The following is a 25,004-nucleotide window of genomic DNA, read 5'->3' on the forward strand; positions in this document are numbered from 1 at the left end:
TTTTTTTCTTCAATCCAACAAGTTTTCATGAATTTTACCATTCGTAGAATGCTTTTCCATTCAATAATGCGAGCTGTTCAAGTATTGTTTGGTGAAATGTTTTGAGCATGGCTTCACTTTGAATTAAAGTTTGATTTTGGGTGGTATTATTTTGTGTTGAGTTGTGTGTGTTGGTGGTGGTTACGTTGTACTGGGTCAGACAGTACTTGCTGCCGTCAATTTTTTCCTTTCCATCTGCTGCGCAGTAATCTGAGTTACACTTGGAACAAGTCCATTCTCCTTCAGGTGTACCTTTAGGGTTGAATTCAAGGGTTCCGTAGCTGTGACATTGAGGGCAGTAGTTTAAAAAGGTTCCTGTTATGTAATGGTCGTATTCGTAGGATCCACAGCTACATATTGCAGTGGCCTGTACATACTGATTGTTAACCACAACATCTTTGGCACCTACAGATGTTGCAAATGCAACTGGTACCATTACCATGCTTATTGCAGAGAGCATCATGAAGGTCTTAAATATTAAATTTTTAATGTCAATAGAAATAGTATCAACTCCTGAGAATATGATGTACTAAATCTGTTTTTGTAAATGCTGCTTAATTCAGTTCAAAAAATTGTATAGATAATGATTTTGCAGCAGAATCTCAAAGAAAGTTTATTAGTCCATCTTAAAACTTGTTTATATTAAGATCCTGAAGTTATTTACAAAAAAACAGTATTTTTTTAGTCAAATTTTTTAATTTTGTTTAGGATATGAATTTATTCTGAAATTTAATTATACATCTAAAATTTTTTCATTATATTTTCTTGGTTTTTGAGAGCTTATCTGATTAATAAGCTAATACCAACTTTCTCCTATATTTGATTGTAGAAATCATAAAAAAATATAGTTTGGTAATTCAAAAACATTTATTGTGTTGATCACACATATAAAGTTATCCTCTTCAACAGTGATCAATGAACTTTTTTAATTATAAATTACAATTACCAAGAAATTTACTCGATATATGTATTTAAGGATAGATTTTTGGATTTGTGTTTTTTTAGTTTATGGCGAAATAGTTTGAATTTCTTAGTCTTTGGTAATCAGCTTCGAGTATACTTTTGTTATTTACGTTATTTAAATCGGTTATAACATTCATTTCTATATTTAATCCAGAATTAACCTTTGATTGCACTTTTACTTGTGGAGGATTGTATTCTACTAAACTGTAGTGACTTCCTGTTATTTTTTCCCTTCCATCTGCTGCACAGTAATCTGAACTACATTTGGTACAGGTCCATTCTCCTTCAGGAACTCCTTTTGGGTTGAATTTTAGGGTTCCGTAACTTTTACAGCGAGGACAGTAATTTTTAAATGTTGATGTGTGGTAAATATAATTATTATTGCCGCTGGAGTATGTATTTTCTCCACATGAACATATTGCTGTTGCTTTAACATAATCATGGGTCGCTGTAACGTTATAAGCTCCCACTGAGTTTGCAGACACGGGTAGAATAATACTTAGGCAACATAAAACCAGTATACAATTTATAATGCTTAGATCAGGGTCAATATCCTCTGAAATAGTATCAACTCCTTTAATAAATTGAATTATTTAACGAAACTTCAAAATGAGATATCATCCTGTCAAAGGATTATTATCACAAGAAAATGAAGTAAGTGAACAATTACTGTGCAATGTACTCTTCCGTTAAGCTAATTTTTTTGTTTTTTTAAATATGACTAACATTCAACAAATTTAAATTTTGGATTTAATCATTAACAGAGTTTTTTTAGTTTTTATTTTGAAAATATTACTAATTGCACACTGAGTATATATTAATTATTATTTAAAGTTTTCTGTAGCGTTATTTTAAAAACTAGGCGTTAAATTCTTGTAATTACTAAAAATAGAAGTTCATGTAGTTTAAAATTGAAAAATGATTTTTTATGGGTTGAATTATAAAAATAGGCGAGAGAATTAACTTATTTGGATTGGCAACTAATTACTGTTTACCAAAAATGAATTTGGATGTCATACATTCAAATAAACTACATCTGACCCTAATTCAATTGTGAAGTTTTATTTTAAATATATGAAAATAAAAAAAGGATATTAAAGTCGTTTTAACACTGCTAATATAAGATTTACAGCATTTTCAACGTCTTCCATATCTACAACACTTACTGGTGTGTGTATGTACCTTGTTGGTGGTGAAATGACTCCGGTTGGTATTCCCTCACGGGTGAGATGTATGGCAGTTGCATCGGTTGTTCCACCTTCGCTAACTTCAAGCTGATATGGTATAACATCTTCATTTCCCGCTGTTATAATGAGCTTTTTTACCATTGGGTGTGTAATAAGTCCTCTACCACTAGCGTCCACCAATATTACTGCGGGGCCCTTCCCCATTTTAGCAGGTGCATCTTCTTCTTTAATTCCGGGATGGTCTCCTGCTATTGTAACGTCTAATGCCAAGGCCATATCTGGGTTTAATTTGAATGCCGATGTTTTGGCTCCCTTGAGTCCAACCTCTTCTTGAACTGTTCCAACACCGTAGAGAGTTGCGTCAGTTTCGGCTCTTTTCATGACTTCGATCATGATGGCGCATCCTATTCTGTTGTCTAATGCCTTGCCCTTGTAAAAGTTTCCAAGTTTTGTGAACTCCTGTTTGATCGTTATTGGATCTCCCAGTTTAACACGTTCTTCAGCTTCTTCCTTAGTTTTAGCACCAATATCTATGAACATATTTTCATAATCGAGAATTTTTTTCCTCTCTGATTCTTTCATACGGTGTGGTGGCTTTGAACCTATGACTCCTGTTACTTCTCCATCATCTGTATGGATGGTTACTTCTTGATTTAGAAGCATTTGATCATTTATTCCACCAATTTTGGAAAATTTAATGAAACCATTTTTATCGATGTAACGTATCATAAGCCCAATTTCGTCCATGTGAGCTGCTAACATGATCTTTTTACCGTTTGGCTTTCCTTTACGGGTGGTGATCACGTTGCCCATCTGATCAACTTCTACTTCGTCAACATGATCCTTCAACTCATCTATTATTATCTCTCTAATTTCTTCTTCAAATCCAGAAACTCCTGGTGCATCTGAAAGTTTTTTTAGCAAACTGTCCATTTTTTTTACTCCATTCGATAATTCAATTCAAATTAACTAAGAAATGATAAACTAATAATAAAAAAAATTTCATCTCATAACAGATTTGATCAAGATCAGGACACCCACAATAATCACAACAATTGGTCCGGCCTGCTCTTGAATAAGTGAAACTGGTATGAGTCCAATGTTAACACAGTACCATACGAGGCCAACAACAATAAAAATCAAACTGATATAAATGCCCCAAGTATTAATCTTCCTTTTCTTAACTGGTAGATCTCTATCAATGGTTTTATTGTTATCGGACATAAATCTAAACTCCATTTATTAGATATAACTTAACTGAGTGTTATGTTGTAAATATGATGTGTTCCTGTGGCAGTGGCGGATGTTGTTACGGTTACACTGCTTGTGGTAGATGTTACATTGGTGAAACCTGATGAATTAAGGGACTTTACAATGGATGCTATTATGGTGGACTGCTGATCTGTCACAGGCCTTGAAAAGTGAACAACAACGCTTATATTTTGACCTGTGCCTGTCATGGCAACATTTGTAACTTTAACAGGAGATTGAGAAGTACTTCCAAAAACAAGGTTTGCAGTTGCATTACTTGCTCCAAGCTGAACAGCTGATGCCAAATTGTTTTGTTCGCTTTGATCAGTTATGATCAATCCAAATACCACCACTATAATCAATACTATAGATACTAAAAGTACATATTCGATTGATATCTGTCCACGTTGATCCATTTTTTTTATCCTTTTAGATATTAATTAAAATTCTAAATTTTTTATGTCAATACAATATTGTTCCAGTATATAATTTAAATTTTTGCAGATTTAAACTATTCATTAGCCCATCCATTAAACCTTAAATTACCAAGGTAAATGGGAGTATTATATAGTTTAATAAATGTATTAATTATTTTAAGCCGAGTACTTTTAGATTATTACAGTCAAAATTTTTAAACCCTATCCTTTAAGGATAATTCTCCTTTAATTTTTTTGAATTGTGGATTTTTGTTCTCTAATAATATTAAATAGACTTTTAAATGGGGTTTTGAGAAAATTATATTTCAAAGTAACAACATAATAATAGTTGATAACGATAGGGGAAATTTTAGGGGGAGATTAATAAAATGACCTATATGATGATCATAAAGAGTGTGAAGGATTATGATAAATGGAAATCAATTTTCGACGAACATGAAAACATGAGAAAGTCAATGGGTTCTAGGGGAGCATCTGTTTTGCGTAACAAAAATGTTCCTGAACAATTGGTTGTAATAATAGAATGGGAAGACATGGAATCAGCTAAAAAATTTGTAGAAACCGAAGATCTGATCCTTGCAATGGAAAAAGCAGGGGTTATGGGTCTTCCAGCAGTATATTATTTGGAAGAGAAGGATAGAACCGAACACTAAATTCAAAACAAATCCCAACTATTCAAAACCTGCACAAAAAAGAGCAATATTTCAGATTGTTACATTTTAAAATATGATGTTGATGGTGAAGTTTGATAATAATCTAAATTGTTTAAATTTTCGAATTACAAATTCCTGCACTGATTAGAATTTCATTATCTATCAATCAATTTTTAATAACTCCAAATTCAGGTTTTAAATCAATAATTAATATTATATTAATGTTATTTTCTGGTTTAAACTGTTATAAAATATTATTTTTAAATTTCATTTATGTATAGTCCTCCAAATCAGCAATATTACTATTTTTATATCTAATAATACCAATAAGGTTTTATTTACCCTTAGGATATATAAAATATTATAAAATATTATTAAGGCTGGGGAGGGAAATGTTCGATATTTTATCAGAAGATTCTAGGGGATTTGCAATTTCAATGGATCTACTTCTTGCACTTATCCCTCTAACTTTGGTACTAGGTTTTGTTGCTGCAGACATGGACAACATACTCTACCAAATGGAGGACACAGTTTTTAGAGGTGCAACTGATAGAGCTGCTTCCGATGCTGTTTCAACATTAGTCACAACAAGTGGCGATCCAGTTAATTGGGAAACAACTGGAGTGGCCAATGTTGTGGGTCTGGCCCAGTATGATACATCCAAAGGAGCACCGGTAGAGGGAACGATAGATCCCGTTAAGTTGGCGGCAGTTACGGATAGCCAGATACAGTCTATCATAGGTCCCAACTATCATTACTACATGAACATAACTACGTTAAATCAAACTAACACACCTGTGACAATTAAGCTCATGGGTAATGCAAGTTATCCAAATGCCAAGGATGTGGTTAAAGTTGAACGTGTTGTATTATCCTCCAAATTTAAGGTGGTAACGTCACTTATTCAACAGATAAGATTTACTGGAGGAGGTAAAACTTATACTACATCGCCATTCCAAACCAGTTACACATCAACCAATTCCTATGATTATTGGATATTGTTGGCAAACAATCAAGGATTTACAGCTGCAACAGTTAGTGTTAACAACAACGTGTTTAGCTTTAACTCAGCTAACATGGGCACTCCACAAAAAATTAATTCGACCTTCCTAACTACCAATTCAACTATTCCAAATCAATATTTCAATAACACCGTAACATTTAATGGTACTGGAAGCTTTCCAAGTTCGATAGATTTATACATTGTTCAAACACCGAAAAATACCGGTGCTTCAGAAATAACATCTGACACTGTAAAATTAAAACCGAGTACATTTGACTTATATTTATGGCTAAGTTAAAATGAGTGATAAAATGGATGAAAAAGGATTTTTATTTACAACGGATGCTGTTCTTGCTTTGGTAGTTGTTATAGTACTTACAGCTTCTGTTGTAACCTACGGGCTCCTTCCAATTTATCAGGGACAAAACCATCAACATTTAGAAGCCATTGCAGATAGTGCACTGGAAACTATGGAGCAGGATGGAACTTTAAGGCAAGCTGCAGTTCAGTATGCTAACAACAACACCACTGGTGCTCAAACATTGTTAACCAACGAACTTAACAACATCATTCCTAGTACTGTGGGGTATAAGATTACCATGGATCCTTATGGTTCGGTGAGTGATAATAATGGTGTTTTAACTTCTAATGATGTTGCAACCAAGGTCAAGGTAATATCTGCCCCTAGTGAGGGATGGATGGGAAGGGCATATTATAAACAGGATGAAGTTCAGTTTCAAGACATTACAGGAACACAGGTCACAACAGTTTGGAACTTCCACAACTACCTTAAGAACTTTAGCCCTTGGAGCGGTGGATTAAACACCTACAAATATTGGGGTGCAACTAGTAGTGGGGGAAGTAAGAACATTACTTTCTCAATTCCAGGTCCGGTTAACAGTGCTAGATTTTTAATTGGGTCAGCAGCAGGTAGTGGTCAAACCAAATCATTCGGAGCAAACCTTCTGTTCAATGGTATTTACAATAACTACGTCCTAAATTCAAGTTTCATACCTCTGTACACAAGTGCTAACCAGGGACTTATATTTAACTATCTGCAAAATATCAATCCATCTACATTGATAAACGGTCAAAATAATTTCCTTTTAACCTACAATGCCACAACCAACAATAACATGCCATGGTTCTCAATCATTGCAAATTACACCAACACCATAAGTGTTCCAAAGGGTATTGCAAACGATACAATTCCATTTAATGATATAGCAGGAATAGGAAGACCGGATGCTTGTATTGGTTACAACCTTGATACTGGTGTAACAACAGCTTTACCAGGCTGCAGCACAGCATGGGGTTCTGCTAACTATCCGCTGAATACTCCATTTGCTCTAACAAACATCCCAACTTCTGGAACTGGTACTCAAACTGGATCCGCAGTTGCAACACAACAAAACATCTACATACCTCCTGGAAATAAGCTTTTTGATGCATACACAGTTGTAAATGCCTATGGTGGGGAAGATGGTGTTATTGTACAGGTGAGGAATACCACTGGAATATGGACAACTGTTTTCAGCTCATGGACCAACACCAACAGAACAGATGGAGGATATGGTAATGTTCCAGGAATAATAAATATCTTACCATATCTAACGAGTGGAAACAACAGTGTAAGGATAATAACATGGGACGATGTATCTAGTTCAGATTACGATCTAGTTGGTCTTGAAAGTTGTTATTCAAGGGTTACCTACAGTAAATTCCCTATTAGATGGGATACTTTCCCATTTGTAAGTGCCCAGAATTCCACATCAAGTAAAACAACCAGTACAACAGAATCTCAGATACAGAAATTTAAAATCGATTCAGATGCACAGAGTGCTCTACTCTTCGTTGGTGCAGGTCTCGATACAAGGTCGATATCCGTGACCGTGAGAAATTCAACTGGAGGATCTGCAACCATTTACAATGGACAGGTACCATATGTTTTAGATATGGCTAGTTTGGACTCTACACGAGTTCTTTCACAAGTTCTTCCTAATGGAACAGTGGCGCCAAAACCAGGTAACTACACTATTCAAATAACAATTACTCCTGCTTTGGCATATGAATCTGGGGATGGGGCGAGTTCACCACCAAACTATGGTTACAGTGCAGATCCTGAGATATTTTCAGGTACAAGGGTCAGTGTAATTTATCCTAAGTTTTTGGAAAATGTGTGGGCTGTTGGTTATGCATCCACATCAAACCAAGCTGCATTAAATGCAATTGCTAGTCTTAAACAAACATTAACTGATGCCGGATATTCGTATGATCCAAGTTTAATTAGAAACAGTACATTATGGACGGGAGATGTTCCAAACGCAATACCTGTAAGACTTGATTTGTGGGAACAATAGAAATAGGGAAGAGATAATATGGATGATAAAGGATATGCTTTCACACCACTTGTGTTGCTGCTGTTCATACCAGTAATTATTATAGGTGTTTCATTTAGTGGTATAGTAAATGAATTAAACTCTTTATCTTCAATAGCGATAGCTGGAGATGTTACCACCACTGTAGCTACAAATGTAATTAAAGCCATCAGGGATGATACTGCTGATGCTGGAAGAAATGCAGCTTACACTGCAACTAGAGAAGTTATTGATAATTACAACGGAAACAATAATCCATTCTTTGGTAAAACAGCTCCATCAGACAGTCAAACTTATATCGAAACTAATACATTGGCAATGTTAAACCAAAACATCACCAACACCTGCAGAGCTCTTGAACAACAAACAGGGAGAAACATCACTATAAATGGATTTGCAATTAACCCATCTGATACTTCGAGTGTTGCAATATTTGATAGTGGCGATATGAACATTACCCAAAGTGATCCATTTGGATTTAACATAACACTCACATCTGTTCCTGTGACAATTACCCAAAGTTCTACATCCAATAACCAATCATTCAATTTAAACACTCCCCCAATGAATGTTTATGTTTCAGTGGCAAAGCTTGAAGATCCGTACATCTGGATCAACACCTATGCACGTAACAGTTCTGTTATAATTCCTTACCCTTATTACACCCAGTCATCAAACTTAATTGGCGGAAATGCCAGTAACATTTACCACTTTGCTGATAAAGTGTCTTCAGGTAAATTAAATTATCTTAATGAAGAATTAATAGGTAGTAACGAAACCTCAGGATTTGGGTACATGCCATACTACTTCCCAGATACACATGGACTTTCATTTTTTGACAGGCTTGAAAACAGAACCAATAACACCAGTGTAAGTCCACCAAGTGCGAGGATGAGCACGTTTATATTATGGAATCCAGTTTGGGAAAATGTTCCAGGTTACACACCATCATACCTTGACCATGAATACTTTGCAGGAATAAATGGAACTCCAATCAACACAACACACTCTGGAGTCAACACATTAGTATCAGATCCGTTGGGAAGCACATTTTTCCTTACAGCAACGTACAAAAATTTATTGGGATTAGATGGTACCCCTTACGCATATTAGGTGAATCATGATTAACGACGATAGAGGACAGTTCAGTGCAGAGTTCATATTAATATCACTGATCGTGCTGATAATACTAGGAGGACTCATAAGTTTGGTAGGCAGCACCATGGACAAAACCCAAACTGCTGATAATGGGGGTGCAAGGATCATGGGGGAGAAAATAGCCGAAACAATCAACACTGCCTACGTTAGTGGGAATGGTTACTCCATAGACCTGGATCTAAGAACTATGAATCAAGAATTATCCTCATCAGGAAATCCATTTTCCTTTTCTGCAACCATAACAAACACAGGAACAGGGTATGTTGTATTAGTTTCAAACGCTGGATCGAGTTCAAGTGTCAGTGTTATCCCTAAAAGATTCAACGGAACATCAACCATGAACAACAACAATTTGTACCATGTGAAGAATGTGAATGGAACCATCCAAATAACATGATCAGTTGATGTAAGGTTTATATAATCTTAAATACTAGTTTTTATTATGGACTTGAAAGAAGGCTGGGAAAAAAAGGCTTTAATTGGTTTGGGAGCGGTAGTTGTAATCATAATTCTCTACTCATATTTCGCACCATATACTGGTACTCCAGACAACATAACACAACCTCAAGTAACATCAACAGGTTCTGTGACTCCTGTAACCTTTGTAAGTCCTTCAAATAACAACTCTACAAACTCCAGTTTAAACGGGAATTTCACTATAACAGCTGCACAGGCACAACAAATCGCTACAAATGCAAATCCAGGGTATACAATTTCATCAACGAATCAGGCCAACATAGCAGTAAATGGAACCCAATACTCAGCTTGGATATTATCCCTGAGTAATGGTACTGCATCTAAAACTGTGTATGTAAATGCAGCCAATGGGAACATTCTAACAGTGTAAAATTTTTTTGAATAACTTTAACAAGATGATTGAGATAATCTATTAGGATCAAGATCAGAGGATAGAACATGGACCCAGTTACTGTAATTCTAATGCTTGGATTATTCATATTAATGTTAGTTTTTATATTTTCAACAGCACTATTAACACCTTTAATCGGTAAAAAGAACATATTATTTGTTGTTTTAGTTGGATTTACAGTAGGAGCTGTGGGTGGGGCATTTTTCATATCGCCTATAATTGATGATGTTCCAGACATGGCCAATTCACTGTTTCATGCAACCAGTTCCAGTACAGATGTCATAAATTTGAATGTGTCCACAGATGTGAACATCACTTCGTTTCTTCAAAACACCAAAAAAATTGACGGAGTAAAGAGCGTACAAAGTAATGGAATAACAATTACTACGCCTGAAATGTCACAAGACTGGCAAACAACCTATTTAAACAGAATTAAAACTGTTAACGAAAACATAACCTCTATACAGATACCTAACAATAAAACCATACTATTAGAGGTTAAAAACGATACCAATCCGATGGATGTGGTTAATTCCCTTGAAACATGGATGATGTACGTAAGCGGATCCACAATAAGTTACAGTGTTGCGAATGTTACATTGGTTGTGGAAGCATCCAAACTTAATCAAGTGATGTCCCAGTTACCTCAAGGAGAAATTATCATCACATCCATAAACGGCACCACAGAAAACAGTGTGCAAGCAGTTAAAAACGTTATTCCCAACAAAAACGATATAATACTGTTCTGTGGATTTTTAGGAGTTCTTGTAGGCCTAGCTGGGTTGTTCATTGACAGCATATCCCGTGTTTTAGACCAACTAAAGGAACGTATTAAAGAGTATAGAAAAAAGTAAAAAGATTTAAACTATTGTTTAGGGATGTAAAATAACTATGAAAGCAGCAGTACTTTATTCCGGTGGTAAAGACAGTACAATGGCAGTTTATAAAGCCATTGAAGAAGGTTACAATGTTGAATATTTGGTTTCAATGATATCTGATAATCCAGAGTCCTACATGTTCCATGTTCCGAATATTCATATCACAGAACTTTCAGCAGAAGCCATGGGCATTCCACTACTCCGGGCTAAAACCCATGGTATTAAAGAGAAAGAACTGGACGATCTAAAAAAGGTGCTTTTAGATCTCAAGGCCAGGGGAGTAGACGCTGTTTTTGCAGGAGCACTAGCATCTCAATATCAAAAATCTAGGATTGATGGTCTGTGTGAAGATATTGGACTAGAATCTAAAGCCCCTTTATGGCACTGGGATCCTGAAGATTACATGGAAACAATAATTGAACTGGGATTTGAAGTGATACTCATCAGCGTGTCTGCAGAGGGACTGGATGAAAACTGGCTCGGACGTAAACTAGATCAAGAACTGTTAAAAGAAATAGTAGATCTTCATGGGAAGTATGGAATGCACATGGCATTTGAAGGGGGCGAAGCAGAAACACTTGTACTTGACGGTCCAATTTTCAATAAGAGAATAAAGATACAAGAAACTTCAAATGTATGGGAAACTGACAGTGGATACATGGTCATATCCAAGGCAGAACTTGAAGACAAATAAATAACCAATTAGAATTTTTTTTAATGAATTTTTTTAATCTACTTGAAGATTGGGATATGCAGTTAAACTAATTTATCAAATTGTTTTATCATATTTCAAATCATCATCTGTTTTATCAGAAGAAGATTCACATAAATGGGTTTCTTTAAGAAATAGAGATATAATAAGGCCTAATAACGCTAATATTAAAGTTAAATAGAAAATATTCTGAATAGCTACTATGAGTGTTTGTGTTGTATTTGAACCTATTGTTGAAGCGTTTAAGCTGAAATTCATTATAAATCCAAACACAGGAACAAAAACTATTGTACCTATATTTCTGAAAAATCTCATTGAAGCTGTTACAATTCCTATTTCAGCTATGGAAAATGTATTTTGTACCGCAACGTTGAATATGTTATATGCCATTCCAGAACCAATACCTAAAATGGTTGAATAGAGTATTAACATATAATATGGGATGTATTCATCCATAGATGCCAGTAGAGCAACTCCTAAAATTGTAATTAGAAATTCAATAATAACCAAACTTTTATATTTTCCAGTTTTTGAAATAATTTGTCCTGTAACAACTGAACTAACTGTAAGACTCAACAACATGGGAATCATTATAAACCCGGAATTCACAGCATTCATACCTAAAACACCTTGTGTAAACAGTGGAATATAAATAATTCCAGAGAACATTATGGCACTTGCTAAAAAACTTTCAATGGAGGATACATTAAATATAGAATTTTTAAAAAGATGAAGGGGAATAATAGGTTCATCTGCATTATTTTCGACTAAAACAAAAGTTATGAACATTAATATGGACATTAACATGAGTCCAACTATTAAAGCTGGAGGATGTTTTGTTACCTGTCCAGTAAATGTTAAACCCAGAAACATCGAACTTAATCCGAGTGTAAATAGAATTATCCCACGATAATCAATCACTTTTTTAACATGGTCATGTATGAAGTTTGGAATGGAATTGTAAATCAAGATTAAAGCAATAATTCCCAGTGGAACATTAATAAAAAATACGTACCTCCATCCAAGGGTGTCTGTGACAACCCCTCCAAGAATTGGTCCTAAAACATCTGCTATTCCAAACACAGAACCTAATATTCCCATATATTTAGCACGTTCATTTTGACTGAAAATTTCACCAACCATTACAAAAGGTAAAGAAATTAAAATTCCACCGCCAATACCTTGTAATCCTCTGAAAATGATGAGTTTTATCATATTTTCTGAAAAACCACACATAATTGAGGTGATTATAAATATAATAATTCCTGCAACTAGAATAGATTTTCTACCATAAATATCGGACATTTTACCGAAAATAATAATGGATATGGTTGAAGTCAACATATAAGCAGAAAATGGCCAAACATAAAATTCTATTCCATTTAAACTATTAATAATGTTGGGCATGGCTGTTGACATGATTGAATAATCAAAGGCAGCAATAAGAAGTCCAACCATTAGTCCTGCCATGATACGGTTTATCTGATATTTTTCTGCATAATTGTTATTCACAACTATTCGCTCCATCTAACAAATTTGTTCATCCATTTAGAGCATCCGCTAAGAGGTGTGATTTGCACTAAATTATCCATTTAAATCTAAAAAAATGGTTATTTTAACTCTTTTTTTACTGTTAATCTTTGAAGAACATCTTGGTTTTCATTTCAACTAAGTTAGAAACGATTCTAGAAATATCGCTACCTGGAATACTTATCATTATTTCTTCAGGTTTGATGTTCATATTGTTTCTTGAAGCAACGTCTCCAAAACCATAGGTTACTTTTCCTGACATGTAAGGATTAGCTGCCATTGAACTGCAAATAGGGGCTGCGTCTGCACCTTTTCCATGTTCTCCAGAATCATAAGCATTAGCATGGAGTATTTCCATCCCCTGTTTTGCATTACACACCATAAATATCACATCAGGCTCCCATGTAACATGCTTTAAAGGAGCAAATATAATCGCCTTGAAAATTCCAGGGTTAATATAACTCTCAGTTTCTCTTGAACGTTGAACTGCAGGGATATTTTTGTACAAACCCTTTGGAACCATGAAAGCACCACTTTGTACATTTGCAGGATAGTCTGCCATATTTTTAAGCCCAGAGTATCTAGCACCACCCATACATTCCTCTTCCTCCAAGGTTGAATAGAACATTTGTCCATTCATGGCCTTTTCAAGTTTTGAACAAAAACGTGATTTTTCTGTTTCTTTTTCAACATTTTTAGGCTCATTAACTGACCAGCTAATGGCTACAATTTCATTATCCAATTTTAAAAGTTCCTTTAATTCATTTCTCATTTCAACACAATCCATATTTAACACCTCTAACATTCAATTCACTAAAAAACTGGCTTGAAATCATCTTTTACGAATAATTAGCCAACTCAATCGAGTTCAATCTATTTTGTTAACATCTTTAAAAAGAAGTCTCCAATATCGCTGTTAAACTTCTCATCATCAATACCTCTACTGTTTAGTAGTTCTTTACTCCAATCCCCCATATTCACTCTGCCGTTATAGATTATTGACAGTAAAATAATTGCCTCTACAGGATCTACTTCTTTTCTGATTGTACCTTCTTCAGATGCCTTCTGAATTGCATCTATTCCCACTGTCAATATCTCTTTGAATACTTTTCTGACTTCTTGAAATTCCTGGCTGTTCTCCATCTTTTCCATGTTGAACTGTTTTTTGATGGATGTGGGGGAGTAGAGTAGACTGAAATATTCAGGATATTGATTAGAAAATTCTTTATTGGCATTTTTATAAGATATTAACATTTCTAAGCCATTATCACTATGGTTCACTCCATTTTTTACCATTTCTTCCCAAATCTTAATGCCTTTAAGAACAACGGCAAAGTAAAGGGATTCTTTGTTTTTGAAGTACAGGTAAAGTGTACTCTTACCTAAACCAATTTCTTTGGCTATTTCATCCATTGAAATTTCATCAAAATCTTTATGGCCTATCAATTTTCGAGTTGCATTTATAATATCATTTTGACGCTCTACTTTCTCTCTTTCTTTCCATTTTGCAAGTGACACGATCATTCCCCTAAAACTTTAATGAATTTATAATCATTATGATGACTCATGAGTCAGTAATATAAATTGTGAGTATCAAATATTTATAGTTTTTGGAACTGGATGATTCAAGGAAAATATTTGAATAAAATAAGAATTATGTAAAATAAAATAGTCGATCTAATTACTCTTCATCTTCCTCTTTATGTGTAATCCAAGCAATAAAAACCTCAGGATTATCAGTTTCAATTTCAACATCTAGTTCGCCCAGTGCAGACATCTTTGAATCAACGAAGTTAGGAACAGATACAAGTGCAGCTTGTTTACCCAGAGAAAAACTGATCTTATTGTTTTCAATTCCTTTAAAGAGCATTTTATTGGCGGTGTCCCTAATTTTTCTGTTTTTAAGCTCTTCTTTAAGTTTCAACACACTATTTTCATCGCCTGTTACTTCTACGTAACCATCACCAATTTCGAGCTCTTCATAATCAAAAATATTGGATATAGCTCTAATTACTTTGTCTAGTTCTTCTGTTGGATTTACCTTTGCCCTTACCGTTACTTTGCAATTCATTTTCAAGTATGCTCCTTACAATGCCTTTAATTTTTTTTAAAGGGCCTTCATTTACAACCATGTAATCCGCAGTTGCTATGACATTTCCTATTCCAAAGTCTAATTCTCTTTTATCTCTTAATTTAAATTCAGATTCTTCTCTGGAATCATCTGGTCTCATTCTTTTTTTTAATCTTTTAAAACGTGTTTGAGGCGTTGAATGCACTGCTATTATTTTAAAGTCTTTGAATTTTTTCTTGAAAATTTCAACCTCATAATCACTTCTAATTCCTTCTATCATGAAAATAGTTGGTTTATTTACTTTAACCGGATTTTTCCTTTGATTGGGTGTGTTGGGTTTTTGGTTGTAGTTTAAAATCTTAGAAACACATCTGTCAGCAATTACAAATTCTCCGAATTCTCTTCTAAGTTCTACAGCCACTTCACCGGTTGTTTTGTTCCGATTTTTAGCCTCTTCCCTTATCACATCTCCCATTCGAATAACATGAACACCCAATTGTTTTGCAACCCTTGAAACTACACTTTTTCCGGATCCTGGCAGACCTGTAACTCCAATCACTTTCATAGGTCTTCACCGGTGTATTTTTTAGAAATTTTTTTGAGAGAACTTTGAATATTTTCTTTATTATCAAAGTTACTGATAATTTGATGTAGGGTAACTTTATCTGTTTGACTTAAGTTAATAACTGTATCAATTAAGTTAGGTATTGCCCTCACTATATTATCTACAATTGTTATGGATGATGTTTTAGCAGTCCTTGAAAGAGGATTTAGGTCGATTGTAATGAGGAGTTTTCCATTTTTAACAAGGGCTTCAGCACGATCACCATCTTCAAGTGGAACTAGAACAACATCTGCTTTGTAAATACCTTCGGCACTCGAAGATGATCTCGGACCTTCAAGCCCCTTAATCAAAGCTTTTTTCTCATGATCTGTTCCTAAAACAGTTTTAGCACCATGATCCCGTAATAATTTTTCTATTTTCAAAACTCTATCTGAGGTTCGATAAAACAGATTTATTTCAATTGGAATATCTAGTTCATTTGACAGTTCAACAATTTTATCCGGCACGAGTGCAGCAGTGTTACCATTAACTGAAATTATGGGATGTTCAGCTAGAAGAAGTGCTGCTGCTGCAGCTTCTACTGCAAGCTTAGCATTTTCAGTTGATTGTTCTCCTAACAAATAATCAAATGCTTCGCCTCGTCCATGGGCTATCATTCCAGAGTCTGCGAGTATTCCATTCTTATATGCATCCACAATTTTCGCTCTAAGCCTTAAAGATTCGTATCTAGGATGATCCTTATGTATCATACAATTTATTTGTTAGAATTTCATTGTATATATTCATGAGTATGCCAAAATAATTAATGTTAAGAAATGTTTAGTTAGGTAAATTAAAAGCTTAAACAATTACAATCGTAAAGAATGTTGATTCAAAATTGATTACACATTTTTTATATCTCTGTTTATTTAAAAAAGAAATTATCAATGATTATATTTTGGTAGCCTAAATTATTTTAAGGGTTTGAATTTTTAATCATTGATTTGGATATTGAATTTTATTTTGTTGATCCTAGGTCCTTCGTTTGTTGTTGTAACGTAACAGAAACTATCCATTCCTAAGTAATCAATGTAAGGAAGGTAGGTAAAGGTTCCATCTGAGTTAATTTTAATCTTTCCGCACTCAGGTTTGGCCAGTATTAAAATCTTCAAATCTTTTTTTATCGGTTGCATCAATATCGAATTTAGATGTGTGAACAGAATTACAATCCATGTCAATAGTTTTTAAGGTTTTGGCTTGATGAATATTAGCACGTTTAGTATTATGTTTTATCAGGGAATATTTTTTGGCATTGTTTAAATTATTATCAGGTATGTTTTTGTAATTTCTCATTGTTTGATAATCTTGGTTTGTACTTTCTAAATCAATGTTTATTGCTAAAACCGGTGATAAAAAGGTTAAAACAATCAATATTAATATTATACTTTTTTTTACCAACATTTTTTTCTCCAAGATAACTTAGATAATGTCTTATATTTATAATGGAAAAGTTAAACTATATAAGTTTTTGCAATATACTGATCATAGTAGTATTATAATTCACATATTTGTACATTTAATAAAATAAATACGCAAAATTAAACTAAAAAATGAATATTTTATAGATTAATATATTTAAAGAGAATATAACTGATTTATCACTGAGGAGGTTTTTAATACAGAATAACAATTTCAAGAAATAAAAAAATAAAAATAAAATTATTATGGGCAGTTTAAATCCTGTTAGCTGTTTCAATAATGTTAACAGGTCTGTTACCACTCATACTCATGAGTTTTTCTTCAAGTTGTAATTTAACTTGTTCACCTTCAACTGCACCAATATGATTTTCAACGATGTAAATATCTGGCTTTACATTTGATCTTATATCGTAGTCCACCTTCACATGAGCTGTATTTTTACCACTATCTAAAACAGTTCCATAGGTAAAATTCCTGTAGTACCTTACACGGAATATTAAAAATACTGCGATTACAGCTACTAAAGCAAATATTAACACGGTTAATGAGGGTAAAACTTCAAAGGAAAATGACATGACCAGGTTGGTGTTGAAGTTGATAACGTAGAGTATCACACCAACTGCAATGTACATCAAAAAAAAGTCTCGATAAGCATTAAAATCAGATTTGTACATGAGTTTAATCTTATTATAAATCAGATATACAATGTATCCCACTACAACAATACCTAGGGGTATGTAAATAATGGCAGATATGAAGTTGAAGATACTCAGTATAGACAGTACAATAAACAATGCAGAAAGTATTTGGAGTATCAGCACAGTTCTTTCCTTTTCCTCAGCTGAAAAAGCACCACCTATCATGATGAATCCAGAATCATCATCACTACTTTCATAGTGTTTAAAGGTTTCAGAACCCCTAATTTTGGAGATTCTTTCGTCTATAGCAGTTTCCTCTCGTATCTTAGAGATTCTTTCGTCTATAGCAGTTTCTTCACGTATCTTGGATATGTTTTCCTTGATATTTTCTGAGTCAAGATGTTGTTTTATTTCGCTGGAATCAAAATTCCTGATTAATCTAGGAATTTTTGGAATGGTCATAATAACCGTCCCAATGAGTGAAAATAATTTAATTACATAATGACCTATTATACTAAAGATGTTCATTGAATCCCCTATGTTACGACCTTACTAATATAATTAATGACTGAATGTTGGTTGACAAGTTCTGGTTTAGGTTGGTGTTAAAGTAACATTTATGCTTGCACCACCAACTGCCCATTCAACTGTTGCATTGTAATTAGTTTTTTGAGCAACATTACCGCTAGGCTTAAATACAACTGTAAATGGTACAGCTGCGTTTATATTTTTCGCAGTTCCATTGGTAAGGGTTACAGGCATGCCAATAGCATTGTTACTCCAACTTAAAGTACCTGCAACTGGGAAGTAAACGTTGATTGTTCGCTTTGCACCAGGACCATTAGCATAAACAACTCCAACAGCATTTGCGATACTGTTTACAGCAGAATTTACATTAGAAGTATCTGAAACATCCATACTACTATCTATAGATTTACTAATCATAGGTATGGTTACTGAACCCAAGATTATAAGAAATACCAATGATAACAGCACGTATTCGACAGATGCCTGCCCAGTTTCATCCATACTAAACATGACTATATTTGTATATTTTTTCACACTTAAAGTTATCACTGATGTAGCTCGTGGTACATAGCATCAGAACTAAAATAATAGGGTTAGATCAAAAATTGTGAAGCAAGATCTGGAATCAATTAAAAAATAGGAATGATCCGAACAAGAAATTGAAGTTTCCTTGTAAAGGATAATCTAAATGTTTCAATAATGGATGCAAATGAATTCAAGAAATTATTGAGCCTTTACTCATTTTAAATTTTTCAAGATTTAATTAATTTCAAGATTAAAAAAAATATCTTTAACACATATTTGAAGCATCCAGTCTAACTCAAAAATATATGGAGAAAGAATATCTACATTTTCTTATGCTATTTCTTTAGTAGACAATGGCCATCAAGATTTTCTCGACAATAAATGCTATATCCCCTATAAACAGTGATATTAAAAGACCTATTAAAATTGAAGGGGCAAATGGTACACCTCGTTTTACTTTTAAGTTGTCTTTCATCTTTTTTTTGTCTCGTAGTTCCTTCAAATATTCTATGTTCTCAGTGTTAAGTCCAGCTGCCATTGTGCTGATAATTAATTTATCTTGGGGCCCATTTAACTTGGAAACATCGCCACTTGAGATTCCCTGTTTTAACCTTCCAAAGAATGTGCTTTTATCTTCATAAATTTCATCATCATTTTCGTAGAGGTTGTAGGCAGGAATCATTCCCTCTTTAAGCTCATCTATTTTATAATCTTCCTCTAGGGCCTGTTTACTCACACTGGTTAAGAGCTTTTTAATTATTTCTATGACATTTATTGAGATGAATAGGAATACTATACCCGTAATAGTAATTTCCCAGTTGTTTATGAGAGCATAAACTGTGACAATAGATACTAGAACTGCTTTGATCTTGTTGGGAATTTTTGAAATAACGGCTGATAACAGGTAAATGAGTATCAGAGTTAAGATGATTATTTGAAACTTCAATTCAAAAGTAATGTAATAGGCAATTGTTACAGAAGAAGAAATTACCAGTGTCAGAACCAAATTTTTCTCATAATCTTTAAGGGGTGAGAAAAGTTCACTAATTAAGTGGGGTTTATTTTTTAAGGCAATGTAGAAAACAAATACTAGTAGGAAAGGCAGCATTGAAAGTATGCTGTTTATTATAACAGTAAATGGGAATTGATAGAGTGAAAGAAGAGGAAATTGCCAACCCAATATCTGGTAAGTTACAATTGTAGGGTAATATGATGTTGCATAAAATGGAATTAAGGCTGCAACAGCTGTGAAAAGTTTAACATCTCCACCTGCCCATGCACCCATCTTCCAGAACACGTAACCAACTATAAAAACCAAACCAGTCACAAAACAGCCCTCTAAAAATAGAAAAATGTCGTTGGTGATTAAAACGTATATTCCGTTTAAAATAATTCCTATGGCTATAAGGGGAAAAGTTAACTTGTTTTTAATTAGTCCAAATTTAAGGTCTGAGTAACTTGCATATATGCATGCAACAACTGCAATAATTATTGTTATGAGAGGTATATTTACAAACATAATTATCATTCTCTAGGATTTATGTAAATGTTCATGCTACTGTTTTTTTTAAGAATCTTCAACATAAATTATTTATGACCTACACATTTAAATATAACTCCTGCATACTATTTCAAATTCCAGATTAAAAGCTCAAATCTTAAACCCGCAACGTTAAATGAACTAAATATAGTAAAAAACACAGATTTTAATGGGATTGACTTCCAAGATAATAACTTTAAAAACTAGTTGTAATAAGAGATTCTTAAAAAAAATACTGGTGATGTATGTTTCACCTAATTGAAGCAAAAAGCAGATTTCCCATTTGAATTTCATTAAAAAATAATAATAAAATATTTGGATTAAATGAGAATGGGAATTTTTCAAGTTGAAGATTTACTCTTTTTATTCTCCACTGCTGCTTCAATAAATGATCTAAATATTGGATGAGCTTTGTTTGGTCTGGATTTAAATTCTGGATGGAACTGACAACCTAAAAACCATGGATGATTTTTCAGTTCAACAATTTCAACCAGGAAATTATCGGGGGAAGCACCTGAAATTGTCAGACCTTTCTCCTCTAAAATTTCACGATAATCATTGTTAAATTCGAACCTGTGCCTATGACGTTCACTCACCATGTCTTCCTTGTAGGATGCATGGGCCAATGTTCCAGTTTCGAGTTTGCATGGATAGGATCCAAGCCTCATTGTTCCACCCATATTTTTGATCTTCTTCTGTTCCAGCATTATATCAATAACTGGGTGTTTGGCATTTTCATCAAACTCTGTGCTGTTTGCACCTTCAAAACCATTCATTCTAGCATATTCAATGACCATGCACTGCATACCTAAACAAATTCCAAATATTGGGACCTGTTTTTCGATGGAGTACCTGACAGCATCGAGCTTTCCTGATATTCCCCTCTCACCAAAACCGCCTGGAATGAGAAGTGAATCAAATTGCTCAAGTTTGGATTTATTTACACTGTCTTCCGCCCTTAAATATTCAATATCTACTTTAACTCCAACCTCAGCTGCAGCATGTTTTAATGATTCTCTGATACTTATGTAAGCATCTTCAAGTTCCACATACTTGCCTATGATTCCAACACTCACCCTTTTCTCATCGAGCTTCAGAGACTCTACAATCCTACTCCAATCATAGAGATCAGGTTTTCTGGTTTCAATTTTCATCCTGTCAACAACGTAGTCCCCAACATTTTCACTGTTTAATATCAGTGGAATTTCATAGATTGAACGAACATCTGGAGCGTTAATAACTGCATTTTTATCAACATCACAGAAGTGTGCAATTTTTTCTTTCAGGTGGGTGTCGATTGGTAGTTCTGATCTGCAGATGATCATGTCCGGGGTGATTCCAGTACTCCTCAGTTCCTTGGTACTGTGTTGGGTAGGTTTGGTTTTAAATTCACCAGCAGCCCTGAGATAAGGTACGTAGGTTACATGAACAAACATCACGTTGTCATGACCCTCTTCATTACGCAGCTGTCTCAAAGCCTCGAGGAATGGTTGACTTTCAATATCTCCAACTGTTCCTCCAACTTCTACCATAACCACTTCAGCCTGGGTTTTATCGGCAATTTTTCTAACCATGGACTTTATTTCATCAGTAATATGTGGAATGATCTGTACACAAGCGCCAAGGTAATCCCCCTTTCTTTCCTTGTTAATTACTGCGGAATATACCTTACCTGTGGTTATGTTACATTCTCCTGAAAGGTTGACATCCAGGAAACGCTCATAGTGGCCAAGATCAAGGTCGGTTTCCATCCCATCTTCTGTAACAAACACTTCACCATGTTGATAAGGGTTCAACGTACCTGAATCCCAGTTTAGGTAGGGATCGATTTTTATTGCCGTGACATCGACTCCATACGATCTCAGTATTCTCCCTATAGAAGCGGATGTTATTCCTTTTCCAATAGAACTAACTACTCCTCCTGTAACCACAATATACTTTGACAGATCTACCATCTCCTTAAATTACTTTTACAATCGATATTCATTATTAGTAAAGCCTAATTTATTATTAGCCTAAAATTATTATCCTGGGTACTTACAAAAAATTTAGCACCATACTAACTTTATAAAAATTCATTAATAATTATTTTTTCTTATTTTAAAAATAATTTAGTCAATACAACTATTAATAAATAATTTGACTGAGGTTATATTTATCTGTTTTAATATCATCAATGAAAGTTAAAATGAAACACAAATATGAATATACAGATTTTTCGATTTTCTCCTGAACAATCCACCCCAAATTTTTTAAAGAAACCCGGTAAAAAACTAAATTCACACAACTTAACAGCTCAATTACTATGATACTGCAAAATATAAAAAAATAGTAAGATTTTCATACTCCCTATGGATAGCTGCATCATTTTATGATTCGTAACTTTTTAATAGATACCATAACGGTCCAGTACATTGTTGTGAGCTTTGTACTCGAGTTTATCATCGATCTGTTCCAGTTTGTTAATGTCATACTTCTGTTTGAGGGCTGTTAAGATGATATGATCAGTTAAATGAGGATTTTTTGGGAGTACAGGGCCATGTAAATAGGTTCCAATGCAATTTTTGTATACCATCCCTTCCAAATTATCCTTTCCATTGTTACCGTTTCCAGTTAATATGGTTCCAAGTGTATCATAATCATGGTAAGTTCTTCCACCATGATTTTCAAAGCCCACCAACGTTTCAGGTTTAAGCCCCAAATGATTTTTCAACACAACGTTGCCAATCAACCTGCCATCTTCACTCTCTGTTGTGTAATCTAAAACACCCAATCCAGGGATTCTATTTCCAACGGCATCAATATAACTTTCACCTAAAAGCTGGTAACCTCCACAAATAGCCAGAAACACTGCTCTATCTTCAATGGCATTTGTGAGTATTTTTTGATACTGTGTTAAATCTGAATAAACAATTGATTGACCCCTGTCAGATCCTCCTCCCATGAAGAAGACATCTGTTTCACCCAAATCAATATCGGAGTCAACTGTGAAATTCACGATGTTAACTTTGATACCTCGCCATTCGCAGCGTTTTTTGAGATTTATGATATTTCCAATATCTCCATACAAGTTTAAAAGATCTGGATACATGTGACAAATAGTTAGTTCCATAATTGATCACGTCCTAGGCTCCAAGTTTTGATCTTAAAACTTCCCTAAATCTTTGAATTTTAGGGTTGTTACTGTTAATAAGATTTATAACAATTTCTCGGGTGTTGTAAACTGCAGTGTAGGTAGGTAAAATGTAAACTATTTCAACTGCGCTGTTTACGGCATCATTTATCGAATCTTCAATGTTAGTATTAATCAATTCAGGTTTAACAGTTAATCCTGAGTATTTTAATCTCAATGCCATATCATCTGCTCTTGTACCCGAAAAAAATATGTTTTCGAGATTTTTTATATTTTGCACAGTTTCAACATCTGCATCCCATATCCATGATACATCTGTACCATCAGCGGGGTTGTCGTTTAGTATGAAAAGCAAAGACTTTTTTCTTTCATCGTTGGTAATGCTGTTTAAAACCTCTGTTAAACCTATAGGATTTTTAACCAGCACGATCTTTATGATTTTAGATTTATGTGAGAAATTTTCCATCCTACCCAGTTTGTAATCGAAATTTCCAATTCTGGATTTAATGGTATCCATTTCAAGTCCAGTTTCCCTTGCAAAGGCTACAGCAGCACAGCAGTTGTATGCGTTGTAAATTCCATCGTAGCCAAAATTTATGGTGCTACTATCCCCTTGGGAGTTTACAATTTCAAACTCGTAGCTGTTGTTAATGTATTCTATAGATGATATTTTGTACTGGTAATCTGGATTTTTAAATCCACAATTATCGCATTGATACTTTCCAAGCTGACCATAGTTGTAATATTCATATTCCAAACCTTCATTACATTCTGGACAAAATCTAGATTCTACAACACTTTGATTCAGAGAGCTGAAGTGGGTTTTCTGAACTCCGTAGTAGATGGATGGTTTGTTAAGATCTTTAAATTTCACAACCAATGGATCGTCTGCATTCAATATTAAAGTTGTATCAAGGGGTTTAATGGCATCATAAACCATTTTGGCCGTGTTTTCTATTTCACCAAATCTATCCAGTTGATCCCTGAAAAAATTAGTGATTAGTACGTAGTCTGGTTTGATGTGTTTCACAATCTCTTCAAACGAACCCTCATCCACTTCAAAAATGCCCCAATCATATTCTTCCTTTAAATTGTTTAAAAATGCACTTGCAATTCCTTGGGGCATATTTGCACCCATTAAATTTGATAATGAATTAGGATAATTTTCTCCAAGTATATGATTTATAAGATTGTTAGTTGTTGTTTTACCGTTGGTACCTGTAATAATCAATTTCTTTTTACAACGTGAATCAATTAATTTAAGAATATCTGGATCCAGCTTCATGGCAACTTTACCTGGTAATGCTGTTCCCTTCATACCGAATAATTTCAATCCAAATATAGTTAATCTTCCTGCTATTACTGATGGATGAATATCAAAAATCTAGATACCTCCTTAGGTATATGACGATTCAAAGGTTTGTTGTACTTGTAAATCTATTGTATAATAAGTTTAATTATAAATCAATCATTGTTTATAATATTAGCG

The 25,004-nt window shown here is 34.1% G+C and carries 26 protein-coding genes; 8 read left to right on the forward strand and 18 right to left on the reverse strand.

Annotated features, from left to right (window positions below; translation table 11 throughout):
• Positions 1–34: 34 nt before the first annotated feature.
• The 5 genes from METBO_RS12675 to METBO_RS05760 all read right to left on the reverse strand — a co-directional run bounded on the left by METBO_RS12675 (position 35) and on the right by METBO_RS05760 (position 3,856).
• Positions 35–481 carry a hypothetical protein gene (locus METBO_RS12675; RefSeq protein WP_158304893.1) on the reverse strand — a complete coding sequence of 149 codons (447 nt, stop codon included), beginning with the start codon at positions 479–481 and terminating at the stop codon, positions 35–37.
• 559 nt (positions 482–1,040) lie between these two features.
• Complete coding sequence (locus tag METBO_RS12680; RefSeq protein WP_013644742.1) at positions 1,041–1,487, reverse strand: hypothetical protein; 447 nt, start codon at positions 1,485–1,487, stop codon at positions 1,041–1,043.
• Between the two features lie 609 nt (positions 1,488–2,096).
• Positions 2,097–3,122, reverse strand: a complete 1,026-nt coding sequence (locus METBO_RS05750) for a M42 family metallopeptidase (protein ID WP_013644743.1) — start codon at positions 3,120–3,122, stop codon at positions 2,097–2,099.
• 69 nt (positions 3,123–3,191) lie between these two features.
• Positions 3,192–3,413 (reverse strand): hypothetical protein, encoded by a 222-nt coding sequence (locus tag METBO_RS05755; RefSeq protein ID WP_013644744.1) that lies wholly within the window; start codon positions 3,411–3,413, stop codon positions 3,192–3,194.
• A 29-nt stretch (positions 3,414–3,442) separates the two neighbouring features.
• Positions 3,443–3,856, reverse strand: coding sequence for a class III signal peptide-containing protein (locus tag METBO_RS05760; RefSeq protein WP_013644745.1), 414 nt, complete (start codon positions 3,854–3,856; stop codon positions 3,443–3,445).
• A 389-nt stretch (positions 3,857–4,245) separates the two neighbouring features.
• On the opposite strand from METBO_RS05760, the gene METBO_RS05765 reads away from it, so the two are divergent.
• The 8 genes from METBO_RS05765 (at position 4,246) to METBO_RS05800 (ending at position 11,509) form a co-directional block, all read left to right on the forward strand.
• Positions 4,246–4,530, forward strand: coding sequence for a cyclase (locus METBO_RS05765; protein ID WP_013644746.1), 285 nt, complete (start codon positions 4,246–4,248; stop codon positions 4,528–4,530).
• Between the two features lie 392 nt (positions 4,531–4,922).
• On the forward strand, positions 4,923–5,831 hold the full coding sequence (locus METBO_RS05770) for a hypothetical protein (RefSeq protein WP_013644747.1): 909 nt from the start codon (positions 4,923–4,925) through the stop codon (positions 5,829–5,831).
• A gap of 13 nt (positions 5,832–5,844) precedes the next feature.
• On the forward strand, positions 5,845–7,893 hold the full coding sequence (locus tag METBO_RS05775) for a hypothetical protein (RefSeq protein ID WP_013644748.1): 2,049 nt from the start codon (positions 5,845–5,847) through the stop codon (positions 7,891–7,893).
• A gap of 18 nt (positions 7,894–7,911) precedes the next feature.
• Positions 7,912–9,024: a hypothetical protein gene (locus METBO_RS05780; protein WP_013644749.1), complete on the forward strand. Its 1,113-nt coding sequence runs from the start codon at positions 7,912–7,914 to the stop codon at positions 9,022–9,024.
• 7 nt (positions 9,025–9,031) lie between these two features.
• Positions 9,032–9,466, forward strand: coding sequence for a hypothetical protein (locus tag METBO_RS05785; protein WP_013644750.1), 435 nt, complete (start codon positions 9,032–9,034; stop codon positions 9,464–9,466).
• A 45-nt stretch (positions 9,467–9,511) separates the two neighbouring features.
• On the forward strand, positions 9,512–9,916 hold the full coding sequence (locus METBO_RS05790) for a hypothetical protein (RefSeq protein ID WP_013644751.1): 405 nt from the start codon (positions 9,512–9,514) through the stop codon (positions 9,914–9,916).
• Between the two features lie 68 nt (positions 9,917–9,984).
• Positions 9,985–10,791, forward strand: a complete 807-nt coding sequence (locus METBO_RS05795) for a hypothetical protein (protein ID WP_013644752.1) — start codon at positions 9,985–9,987, stop codon at positions 10,789–10,791.
• Positions 10,792–10,828: 37 nt separating this feature from the next.
• A complete protein-coding gene (locus tag METBO_RS05800; RefSeq protein ID WP_013644753.1) occupies positions 10,829–11,509 on the forward strand; it encodes a diphthine--ammonia ligase in 681 nt (226 codons plus the stop codon).
• A 75-nt stretch (positions 11,510–11,584) separates the two neighbouring features.
• On the opposite strand, the gene METBO_RS05805 is transcribed toward METBO_RS05800, so the two are convergent.
• The 13 genes from METBO_RS05805 to METBO_RS05870 all read right to left on the reverse strand — a co-directional run bounded on the left by METBO_RS05805 (position 11,585) and on the right by METBO_RS05870 (position 24,833).
• Positions 11,585–13,039: an MFS transporter gene (locus tag METBO_RS05805; protein WP_013644754.1), complete on the reverse strand. Its 1,455-nt coding sequence runs from the start codon at positions 13,037–13,039 to the stop codon at positions 11,585–11,587.
• Between the two features lie 121 nt (positions 13,040–13,160).
• Positions 13,161–13,844, reverse strand: coding sequence for a DUF169 domain-containing protein (locus METBO_RS05810; RefSeq protein ID WP_013644755.1), 684 nt, complete (start codon positions 13,842–13,844; stop codon positions 13,161–13,163).
• Positions 13,845–13,930: 86 nt separating this feature from the next.
• Entirely contained in the window at positions 13,931–14,581 is a 651-nt protein-coding gene (locus METBO_RS05815; protein WP_013644756.1) for a TetR/AcrR family transcriptional regulator, read from the reverse strand.
• A 157-nt stretch (positions 14,582–14,738) separates the two neighbouring features.
• A complete protein-coding gene (locus METBO_RS05820) occupies positions 14,739–15,128 on the reverse strand; it encodes an RNA-binding domain-containing protein (protein ID WP_013644757.1) in 390 nt (129 codons plus the stop codon).
• Positions 15,064–15,693, reverse strand: a complete 630-nt coding sequence (locus tag METBO_RS05825; RefSeq protein WP_013644758.1) for an AAA family ATPase — start codon at positions 15,691–15,693, stop codon at positions 15,064–15,066. The genes METBO_RS05820 and METBO_RS05825 overlap by 65 nt, the downstream gene beginning before the upstream one ends.
• Positions 15,690–16,442, reverse strand: a complete 753-nt coding sequence (locus METBO_RS05830) for a 4-phosphopantoate--beta-alanine ligase (protein WP_013644759.1) — start codon at positions 16,440–16,442, stop codon at positions 15,690–15,692. The genes METBO_RS05825 and METBO_RS05830 overlap by 4 nt, the downstream gene beginning before the upstream one ends.
• Positions 16,443–16,815: 373 nt before the next feature.
• Positions 16,816–17,133 (reverse strand): hypothetical protein, encoded by a 318-nt coding sequence (locus tag METBO_RS05840; RefSeq protein ID WP_013644760.1) that lies wholly within the window; start codon positions 17,131–17,133, stop codon positions 16,816–16,818.
• Between the two features lie 272 nt (positions 17,134–17,405).
• Positions 17,406–18,251: a DUF2101 family protein gene (locus tag METBO_RS05845; protein ID WP_227717250.1), complete on the reverse strand. Its 846-nt coding sequence runs from the start codon at positions 18,249–18,251 to the stop codon at positions 17,406–17,408.
• Between the two features lie 132 nt (positions 18,252–18,383).
• Positions 18,384–18,827 (reverse strand): hypothetical protein, encoded by a 444-nt coding sequence (locus tag METBO_RS05850; protein WP_048650806.1) that lies wholly within the window; start codon positions 18,825–18,827, stop codon positions 18,384–18,386.
• Between the two features lie 358 nt (positions 18,828–19,185).
• A complete protein-coding gene (locus METBO_RS05855; RefSeq protein ID WP_013644763.1) occupies positions 19,186–20,361 on the reverse strand; it encodes an A24 family peptidase C-terminal domain-containing protein in 1,176 nt (391 codons plus the stop codon).
• A 362-nt stretch (positions 20,362–20,723) separates the two neighbouring features.
• Entirely contained in the window at positions 20,724–22,337 is a 1,614-nt protein-coding gene (gene pyrG / locus METBO_RS05860) for a glutamine hydrolyzing CTP synthase (RefSeq protein ID WP_013644764.1), read from the reverse strand.
• Between the two features lie 431 nt (positions 22,338–22,768).
• Positions 22,769–23,494, reverse strand: coding sequence for a type 1 glutamine amidotransferase (locus METBO_RS05865; protein WP_013644765.1), 726 nt, complete (start codon positions 23,492–23,494; stop codon positions 22,769–22,771).
• A gap of 13 nt (positions 23,495–23,507) precedes the next feature.
• Entirely contained in the window at positions 23,508–24,833 is a 1,326-nt protein-coding gene (locus METBO_RS05870; RefSeq protein ID WP_144017527.1) for a MurT ligase domain-containing protein, read from the reverse strand.
• Positions 24,834–25,004: the final 171 nt, after the last annotated feature.

This window comes from Methanobacterium lacus (assembly GCF_000191585.1).
Lineage (GTDB): Archaea > Methanobacteriota > Methanobacteria > Methanobacteriales > Methanobacteriaceae > Methanobacterium_B > Methanobacterium_B lacus.